Genomic DNA, 9566 nt, shown 5'->3' with positions numbered 1-9566 from the left:
GCGGATGGGGGTCAAGGCCGTCAGCCGCCGAAGGCGGGGGCGCGCCAGCGCCAGCCTTGAGCCCGGCCGGTCAGCGGTCTACTTCCGGCACAGTTGCTCTGACCAAGGAGGGTGACGTAGCAAAGCTCGGGCGAAAAAAAGCCGCGAGGATGCGAAGCCGCGTCTGCGAGTTGGGATGCGAGTTATCGGATAACGGAGAATACCGCTTGCGCCGTCATTGCGAGCGAAGCGAAGCAATCCAGAATTTATCCGCCGATGGATTCTGGATTGCTTCGTCGCAAGAGCTCCTCGCAATGACGCGTGTGGAGAACACGGCGCGTCAACCCCGGTCGCGTGCCCCGGACGCAGCGTCGCGCTTCAGAGGCCGCTGGTCGGCGCCGGGACCGGGAAGAGCAACGGCGCAGCGGTGCCTGTGCCTGCACCGGAGAAAGCAAACACCGCCGATCTATGAATGCCCATTCATTGCTGCGGAGAATTCGAATCGATAAGAACTCGCTCGTTGCGCGTCTCGCGTCGCGCGACGAGCCGGAGTGCGGATCGATCGCGTGTTGAGCCTTTCGATCGCGCTCCGGGCGAATCTTAGAGGCAACGCCATTTGTTGCCGCAGCGCCTGCGCCGATCGACGTCAGGCGCTGAAAGCCTTTTTCGATCGGAGGATTTTTGTATGAAGTTTTGCTGCGCTACGACCCCGGCAACCAAGACCACGTCCTTCATCGCCGAATAGTGTGACCTCGCACGGCCCGGAGGAGGGGCCGCTCAAGGCCCTTCCTCGGTGTGTGCGGATGGTGATGAATTCGTCCTTTGCAAGCGCAACCGGCTTTGTTATACGCAGCGCGCGCGAACGACTGGTTCGCGCTTTTCCTCGGTAGCTCAGCGGTAGAGCATCCGACTGTTAATCGGATGGTCGCTGGTTCGAATCCAGCCCGGGGAGCCAAATTTTACCGTAAATTCAATCGCTTGCAGTTGTGTCTTGATGTGATGCTCGAAGTCGATCGAGCGATCTCGCAACGTTGCGTCCAGCCGAATCCAAGCAGAATCGCGCTCAAGCAGATGTGTGCCACGGCGCCATCGCGCCATGCGGGCGGCGCTAAATCGACTCAATCCAAATCGAGCTTCGCAGGTGCCGGATTCTTACGGAGCTGATTCTCATGCCAGACATCCAGGTCGATAGTTCCCATATGGCCCCCTCGACTCTGCCGGCAGACGTCCCCGTGCTCAGTGATGATGAATGCGTGGCCTGTCTCGCGCGCGCAGTCGAGGCACACGATTCGGCACGACTGGACGAAGTCGCAGCGCTGATCGGTCGGCTCGCAGTCACGATCGAATAGGCCGTTTCGCCTTTCGATATGCAGTGAGTGCGGAAGGCCCCAGTCCCTCGGGGCCAACGGCCATGTTGCGTTTTCCCCAAGCCTGTTCCAAAGATGCCGCCAACTTTCGTCCGCGGCGTCGTCCGCATTTCAGGGTTCGCAAATGTCCGGTTTCTCGACCGCGCGCCAAAAAATGGTCGATGGCCAGGTGCGCACCAATGATGTCACCGATCGCCGTATTCTCGACGCCATGCTCACGGTTCCGCGCGAAGCCTTCGTGCCGGCCAGCAGGCAGGCTTTGGCCTACCTCGATCTCGACCTCGATGTGAGCGAGGGCGCCGCCAAGCGGTTCCTTATCAAGCCGGCGCTGACCGGCAAGCTGCTTCAGGCCGCTGAAATCGGCGAGGGTGACAACGTGCTGGTCGTCGGCTGCGCCACGGGCTATCTCGCCGCGCTGACGGCCAAGCTTGCGGGCCAGGTCACCGCGACCGAATGCGATTCGGCTCTGGCGGCGAAAGCCAAGGACGCTTTTGCTGCCCTCGGGCTCACCAACGTCACCTGTAAGGCCGCGGCCTGCACCGAGGGTGACCCTTCTGCCGCTCCGTATGACGTGATCGTCCTCAATGGTGCTGTCGAGGTGACACCGGAAGGGCTGCTCGGACAGCTCAAGGAGGGCGGGCGGCTGGTAGGGGTGTCCGCCGAATCCAAGCCGCCGCGGGCCATGATTGTGACCCATAACCACGGGGATTTCGGCCATCGGACGCTGTTCGATGCCGCAGCCCCTGTCCTTCCGGGGCTGGAACGGGCCGCCGCCTTTGTATTCTAACGGGCATAGCCTGTTAAAATCCCACGCTGAATCAGAAGTGTGGCCGGGATGCTGCACGTGAAGAGTTTCCACCGAGAACGGCCCTGAGGTAGTTCCGTCGCGCCAATCCGCGTCCTATGTTGCGACGGGGCAACGACTCCACTCGGTAGATGATAACCCGGCTCGCGGGCACGAGCCGGGCGTTAGATGAACGGAATTTTTGGGATGCATGGGGTGAAGCTCTTCACCGGAGCTGCGGTTTCGGTCCTGTTGCTGGCTCTTGCCGGGCCGACGCCTGCGTTGGCGGACACGATCGAAGCTGCGCTGGTACGCGCCTATCAGAACAACCCGCAGCTCAATGCACAGCGCGCCCAGGTGCGCTCCACCGACGAGAACGTGCCGCAGGCCCTGTCGGGCTATCGCCCCAAGGTCAATCTGACCCTCAGCAGCGGGTTTCAATATCAGGATACCCAAGCGGAGCAGCACGTCAGAGGGATCCACGGCGCCCTTCAGCCCAACAGCGCCAGCCTGACCATCAACCAGACACTCTACAACGGCAATCAGACGGCCAACAGGACGCGCGCGGCAGAGAGCCAGGTGTCCGGTTCACGCGAAGCGCTGCGCAGCCTCGATCAGAGTGTGCTGCTGAACGGCGCCACGATCTACATGGACTATCTGCGCGACGCCGCCACGCTGGAGGTCCAGCGCAGCAACGTGCGCGTGCTCGAACAGACGCTCAAGCAAACGCGCGATCGCTTCAACGTCGGCGAGGTGACGCGCACCGACGTGGCGCAATCCGAAGCGCAGTTGGCGGCGGGCAAGACGCAGGCACTGCAAGCCGAAGCGAATCTCACCACGACGCGGGCGAACTTCCGCCGCATCATCGGCAACGAGCCGACGAATCTCGCGCCGGGCTCGCCGGTCGACCGCTTCTTTCCCGCAACGCTCGCCTCGGCGGTCGAGCTCGGCCTTGTCGAGAATCCGAACGTCACGGCCGCAATGTTCGGCATCGACGTCAATTATCTGCAGGTCAAGGTCGCCGAAGGCGCGCTGCTGCCGACGGTCTCGGTCCAGGCTGGCGTCACACAAGCGTACCAGCAGCAGCTCACGATCTTCCGACAGACGACCGCTTCCGCCATCGCGACAGCCGCCATCCCGATCTATCAGGGCGGCGCAGAATATTCGCTGATCCGCCAGTCCAAGGAAAATCTGGCGCAGCAGCGTCTCAACCTCGAAACCACCCGCGACCAGGCCCGCGCGACCGTGGTGCAGTGGTGGGGGAACTTGCAGGCCGGCAAGGCGCAGGTGCAATCCGCGCAGGCGCAGGTCACGGCGTCGGAGATCGCGCTGAATGGCGTGCGCGAAGAAGCCAAGGCTGGCCAGCGCACCACGCTCGACGTGCTCAATGCGCAGCAGGCGCTGGTCAATGCGCGCGTTGCGCTGGTCACCGCGCAGCACGACCGGGTCGTTGCGTCTTACAACGTCCTCGCCGCCGTCGGCCGTCTGTCACCGCAGGTCCTCGGCCTCGCGACCACGGTTTACGATCCCAGCGTTCACTACCAGCAGGTCCGCGACAGCTGGGCCGGCGTGCGCACGCCGGACGGGCGCTGATCGCCGCTATCAGGTCGGCCTCGCAGATAGTCGAGGCCGACCTGCGCTTTGCTTGCAATCGTCAAAATCCCTGACATAGCCTTGCCAAGAAGTTGGGGGTCGATTCGTCCCGCATCTGTTTATCGTGTGCGTAAAGCTTGAGTGCCGAGGGCAGGGGCGCGCCGCTGCATGTTCAGCCGTGAACTGGGGACAAGTCGGGTTGTCGCGACGAAAATGTCGGAGCTCCTGTCCTGAATCGGCCAATCCTGTCCTGCTTGGTGTAAAACAGCGCATGCGAGGGCGTTGATCATGTGGAGTCGGAGATGACGCAGCCTGCAAAGGTCACAGAACCTTCGATGGAGGAGATTCTGGCCTCGATCCGGCGCATCATTGCCGACGATGAGGCCAAGCCGCCGCCGACGGAGGCCGCCAAGCCCGAGAAGGCTGCGGCGCCCGCTGCGCCGCCGAGGCCGCAGGCGATCAAGAACATTGCGCCATCCAAGGCCGCGCCGGCCAAACCAGCAGTGGAGAAGCCCGAACCTCCATCGGCCGCAAAGCCGGCACCAACACCTGCGCCCACTGCGCCCGCGACGGATTCGGCCAACGGCCAGGACGATATCGACGCGCTGCTGGCCGGGCTCGACGCCGCCACGCCGGCGCCCGAGGTTCGTGCTCCGGAACCCAAGCCCGAGCCTGAACCTGACGTGCTCGAACTGACCGACGAAATGGCGATGGACCCGGCACCGCCTCCGCCGGCGAGCTTCCACCGGGTCGATCCGCGCGACGATCTCGAATTCGCCGAATCGTCACAGCCGCACCCAGCGCCGTCCTATGCGCCGGTGGACTTCGATGCGCCGCCGCTCCCGCCGCAGCAGCCGATCCTCGCGCAATCGACGGTCTCGGCTGTCGAGTCCGCCTTCAACTCGCTTGCCCATACCGTGCTCAGCAGCAATGCGCGGACACTGGAGGACCTGGTCAAGGAGATGCTGCGTCCGATGCTCAAGTCCTGGCTCGACGACAACCTGCCGGGCCTAGTTGAGCGCATCGTGAAGGCCGAAATCGAGCGAGTCTCGCGCGGCGGAAGGTAGAGACCCGGCCGCAGAGCCCTCATAAAGCCCCGCTTGTGAGTGACATCAGGCCTTCCGACCGGGCCGGGAAGCCCCATTGCCGCGTTGCTTTCCGTTGACCTATCCGATGACCTTTTCGTTGACTTGGCCCCCTCGCGCGGCTTTCTAGCAGCCCCATGATCGAGAAAAATTACCAGCCCGCCGATATCGAAACCCGCATGTCCGTCGTGTGGGAGGACAGCCTTGCCTTCAAGGCCGGCCGTCCCGACCGCCGCGACGCGGTGCCCTTTACCATCGTGATCCCGCCGCCGAACGTGACGGGCTCGCTGCATATGGGCCACGCCCTCAACAACACGCTCCAGGATATCCTGTGCCGCTTCGAGCGGATGCGCGGCCGCGACGTGCTGTGGCAGCCCGGCACCGACCATGCCGGCATCGCCACCCAGATGGTGGTCGAGCGGCAGCTCATGGAGCGTCAGCAGCCCAGCCGCCGCGAGATGGGCCGCGAGAAGTTTCTGGAGCGGGTCTGGCAGTGGAAGGCCGAGAGCGGCGACACCATCATCAACCAGCTCAAGCGGCTCGGCGCCTCCTGCGATTGGTCGCGCGAGCGCTTCACGATGGACGAGGGCCTGTCCAAGGCCGTTGTCAAGGTGTTCGTCGAGCTGCACCGCGACGGCCTGATCTACAAGGACAAGCGGCTGGTGAACTGGGACACCAAGCTGCTGACCGCGATCTCCGACCTCGAAGTGCAGCAGACCGAGGTCAAGGGCAGCCTCTGGTACCTGCGCTATCCGATCGAGGGCAAGACGTTCAGCCCCGAGGATCCCTCGAGCTTCATCGTCGTTGCCACCACACGGCCCGAGACCATGCTCGGCGACACCGGCGTGGCCGTGCATCCCGACGACGAGCGCTATCAGAAGCTAGTCGGCAAGAACGTGATCCTGCCGCTGGTTGGCCGCAAGATCCGGATCGTCGCCGACGAATACTCCGATCCGGAAAAGGGGTCCGGCGCGGTGAAGGTAACGCCGGCGCACGACTTCAACGATTTCGAGGTCGGCAATCGCCACGGTCTGGGCCGGATCAGCGTTATCGACAAGGAAGGTTGTCTCGATCTTCTCGACAACGAGGATTATCTGCGCGACCTGCCTGAAGGCGCCTCGCAGTTCGCCGAGGAGTTCAACAAGGTCGACCGCTTCGCCGCGCGCAAGCGCATCGTCGAGCGGCTGGAATCGTTCGGCTTCGTCGAGCGGATCGAGCCGCACACGCACATGGTGCCGCATGGCGACCGCTCCGGCACGGTGATCGAGCCTTATCTCACCGACCAATGGTACGTCGACGCCAAGACTCTGGCCAAGCCGGCAATCGCGGCGGTGCGTTCGGGCGAAACCAGCTTCGTGCCGAAGAACTGGGAAAAGACCTATTTCGAGTGGATGGAGAACATCCAGCCCTGGTGCATCTCGCGCCAGCTCTGGTGGGGGCACCAGATCCCGGCCTGGTACGGCCCGGATGGCAAGGTGTTCGTCGCCGAGACCGAGGAGGAGGCGGTCAGCCACGCGCTCGGCTATTACGTCGAGCAGGAGGTCATCACGCCGGAGCAGGGGCGCGAGATGGCGCTCGACCGCAACAAGCGCGAAGGCTTCATCACGCGTGATGAAGACGTGCTCGACACCTGGTTCTCGTCAGCGCTGTGGCCATTCTCGACGCTCGGCTGGCCCGAAGACGCGCCGGAGGTGAAGCGGTACTACCCGACCAACGCGCTGGTCACCGGCTTCGACATCATCTTCTTCTGGGTCGCCCGAATGATGATGATGGGACTGCACTTCATGAAGGAAGCGCCGTTCTCGACGATCTACATTCACGCCCTCGTCCGCGACGAGAAGGGCGCCAAGATGTCGAAGTCGAAGGGCAACGTCATCGATCCCCTCAACCTGATCGACGAATACGGCGCCGACGCGCTGCGCTTCACGCTGGCTGCGATGGCCGCGCAGGGGCGCGACATCAAGCTCGCCACCAGCCGTGTCGAGGGCTACCGCAATTTCGCGACCAAGCTCTGGAACGCATCCCGCTTTGCGGAGATGAACCACTGCGCCGTGCCCAACGGTTTCGAGCCGGCGAAGGCGAAGGAGACCCTGAACCGCTGGATCGCGCACGAGAGTGCGCATACCACGCGCGAGGTGACCGAGGCGATCGAGGCCTACCGCTTCAACGATGCCGCAGGCGCGATCTATCGCTTCGTGTGGAACGTTTATTGCGACTGGTATGTCGAGCTCGCAAAGCCTGTGCTGCTCGGTCCGGATGGCCCCGCTAAGGACGAAACCCGCGCCATGGTCGCCTGGGCGCGCGACGAGATCCTGAAGTTGCTGCACCCCTTCATGCCCTTCATCACCGAAGAACTGTGGGAGGTGACGGCCAAGCGCGAGGGCCTGCTCGCGCTGGCGCCTTGGCCGCTGAAGCCGGCCGACCCGACGCCGGAGCAACTCGCAATGCTGGCCGCGGCGTCCGGGCCAACCGATCCGCTGATCTCGCCGGCCTTGATCATGCCGATCTTCGACCATGCCGATTTCACCGATCCAAAGGCGGAAGCCGAGATCGGCTGGGTCATCGACCTCATCACCCAGATCCGCTCGGTGCGCGCCGAGATGAACATCCCGCCGGCAACGCTGACGGCGCTGGTGCTCGCGGGTGCTTCGGCCGAGACCAGGGAACGCGCACCGCGCTGGACCGACGTTATCAAGCGCATGGCCCGGCTGTCCGACATCTCCTTCGCCGACCGCGCGCCGGACGGCGCGGTCCAACTCCTCGTGCGCGGCGAGGTCGCCGCACTGCCGCTCAAGGGCGTGATCGACGTCGCCGCCGAGCGCACCCGCCTCGACAAGGAGATTGCGAAAGCCGACGCCGACATCAAGCGCGCCGAGTCCAAGCTGGCGAACGAGAAATTCGTCGCCAACGCGGCCGAGGAGGTCGTCGAGGAGGAACGCGAGAAGCGCGAGGCGGCGCTGGCGCGCAAGGCCAAGCTGCTCGAGGCGCTGGAGCGGCTGAAGCAGGCGTCGTGATATCAGGTCATTCCGGGGCGGCTCAAAGAGCCGAACCTGGGATAACAGTTACTTCGGAAACGGCTTGCTCAGGAATTTCGAACCCCTGACGCCATAGCGCCAGGGCAACTCGACGGCCTTGGTAATACCGATCCGGATGCCTGTTGCGACTTCGACGTCCTCCGTCCGCGCATGCAGTGCGATCGGTGGCCGGTCCAGCGGCAGGGCGTTGTGCGCGATGGTGATGCCGAGCGCTTCGGTCAGCTTGCCGGGGCCTGAGCACAGTGCGTGCAGGTCCTGGAGATGGCGGCGCCGGCGCATCGCGGCGATGCAGTGCGTCGGCTCCAGCGCGCGGATCAGTACGGCGCTGGCCGAGCCTTCCTCCTCGCAGACGAAGTTCACGCACCAGTGGATGCCGTAGGAGCGGTAGACATAGGCAAAGCCGGGCGGGCCGAACATCACCTGGTTCCTCGGCGTCGAGCCGTTGAAGGAGTGCGCCGCCGGCTCGGTATGATGATAGGCCTCGACCTCGACAATGATGCCGCCGACGCCGTCGACCAGCATAGTCGCTCCAATCAGGTCGGGCGCGACCTCATGGACGCTGCGCCCGAAAAAGGCACGCTTCAGCGGCTTGCCGAGCCGCGGTGGTGAGGTCTTCGGGGTTGGAGCCATTCGAGGTGAGAATCGCCAGAGAACAGAGCAAGATATTGCCCATATCTGCCATGTTCCATGAAGCGGCGCGAGCCGGGTTGCGATGCGTGGCGAGACCGACTAGGTAGGACCTGAACAGACCGGACACCCAATGGTCGTTATTGTCGATACCATCTCGAACCCGCTGCGCCCGCGTCACCCTGAAAAGGTGAATCGCCCCGATTCGGCTTCACCGCCGAAGCCGGAGTGGATTCGCGTGCGCGCGCCCAACACCCGCGGCTATGCCGACACCCGCAATATCGTGCGGTCCAACGGACTGCACACGGTGTGCGAGGAGGCGGGCTGCCCGAACATCGGCGAGTGCTGGGACAAGAAGCACGCGACCTTCATGATCATGGGTGACACCTGCACCCGTGCCTGCGCCTTCTGCAACGTCAAGACCGGGCTGCCAAATGCGCTGGATGCGGCCGAGCCAGGGCATGTGGCCGAGGCCACGGCCAAGCTGGGTCTCGCCCATGTCGTGGTCACCTCGGTCGACCGCGACGATCTTGCTGATGGCGGCGCCGAGCATTTTGCCCGGACCATCCGTGCCATCCGCGCGGCCTGTCCGTCGACGACGATCGAGATCCTGACGCCCGACTTCCTACGCAAGGACGGCGCGCTCGAGATTGTCGCCGCGGCGAAGCCCGACGTCTTCAATCATAATCTGGAAACTGTGCCCTCGCGCTACCTCACGGTTCGACCGGGCGCGCGCTATTTCCATTCGATTCGTCTGTTGCAGCGGGTCAAGGAGATCGACCCCACGATCTTCACCAAGTCCGGCATCATGGTTGGCCTCGGCGAGGAGCGCCACGAGGTGCTCCAGGTGATGGACGATCTGCGCTCGGCTGAGGTCGACTTCCTGACTATCGGCCAATATCTCCAGCCGACCCGCAAGCACCACGCCGTGATGCGCTACGTGCCGCCGGATGAGTTCTCGTCCTATGAGAAAGTCGCTTACACCAAGGGCTTCCTGATGGTGTCGGCGAGCCCGCTGACCCGTTCGTCGCATCACGCCGGCGAGGATTTCGCAAGACTGAAGGCAGCGCGGGCCGCGACAGCCCGCTGACGTCCA

7 protein-coding genes and 1 tRNA gene are annotated in these 9566 nt (G+C 63.9%); 7 read left to right on the top strand and 1 reads right to left on the bottom strand.

Annotated features, from left to right (window positions below; genetic code table 11):
* Positions 1-859 precede the first annotated feature (859 nt).
* The 6 genes from AC629_RS21460 (at position 860) to AC629_RS21435 (ending at position 7822) form a co-directional block, all read left to right on the top strand.
* Positions 860-934: transfer RNA gene (locus AC629_RS21460), tRNA-Asn, on the top strand.
* A 214-nt stretch (positions 935-1148) separates the two neighbouring features.
* Positions 1149-1328 carry a hypothetical protein gene (locus tag AC629_RS21455; protein WP_084806982.1) on the top strand — a complete coding sequence of 60 codons (180 nt, stop codon included), beginning with the start codon at positions 1149-1151 and terminating at the stop codon, positions 1326-1328.
* A gap of 142 nt (positions 1329-1470) precedes the next feature.
* Complete coding sequence (locus AC629_RS21450) at positions 1471-2133, top strand: protein-L-isoaspartate O-methyltransferase family protein (protein ID WP_084806981.1); 663 nt, start codon at positions 1471-1473, stop codon at positions 2131-2133.
* Positions 2134-2337: 204 nt separating this feature from the next.
* Positions 2338-3723 carry a TolC family outer membrane protein gene (locus AC629_RS21445; RefSeq protein ID WP_084806980.1) on the top strand — a complete coding sequence of 462 codons (1386 nt, stop codon included), beginning with the start codon at positions 2338-2340 and terminating at the stop codon, positions 3721-3723.
* Positions 3724-4025: 302 nt separating this feature from the next.
* Positions 4026-4790, top strand: a complete 765-nt coding sequence (locus AC629_RS21440) for a PopZ family protein (RefSeq protein WP_084806979.1) — start codon at positions 4026-4028, stop codon at positions 4788-4790.
* Positions 4791-4945: 155 nt separating this feature from the next.
* On the top strand, positions 4946-7822 hold the full coding sequence (locus tag AC629_RS21435; protein WP_084806978.1) for a valine--tRNA ligase: 2877 nt from the start codon (positions 4946-4948) through the stop codon (positions 7820-7822).
* Positions 7823-7870: 48 nt separating this feature from the next.
* Here AC629_RS21435 and AC629_RS21430 read toward each other — a convergent pair whose 3' ends face one another.
* On the bottom strand, positions 7871-8473 hold the full coding sequence (locus tag AC629_RS21430) for a DNA-3-methyladenine glycosylase (RefSeq protein WP_084806977.1): 603 nt from the start codon (positions 8471-8473) through the stop codon (positions 7871-7873).
* A 130-nt stretch (positions 8474-8603) separates the two neighbouring features.
* On the opposite strand from AC629_RS21430, the gene lipA reads away from it, so the two are divergent.
* The gene (lipA, locus tag AC629_RS21425; protein WP_084806976.1) at positions 8604-9560 is read left to right on the top strand and encodes a lipoyl synthase; all 957 of its coding nucleotides are present in this window, start codon (positions 8604-8606) and stop codon (positions 9558-9560) included.
* The last annotated feature ends 6 nt before the right edge of the window (positions 9561-9566 follow it).

Origin of the sequence: Bradyrhizobium sp. NAS80.1 (assembly GCF_001908205.1) — a bacterium.
Classification (GTDB): domain Bacteria; phylum Pseudomonadota; class Alphaproteobacteria; order Rhizobiales; family Xanthobacteraceae; genus Bradyrhizobium.
The sequence above is the reverse complement of the archived record's forward strand: the minus strand, read 5'-3'. Positions and strand labels throughout refer to the sequence as shown.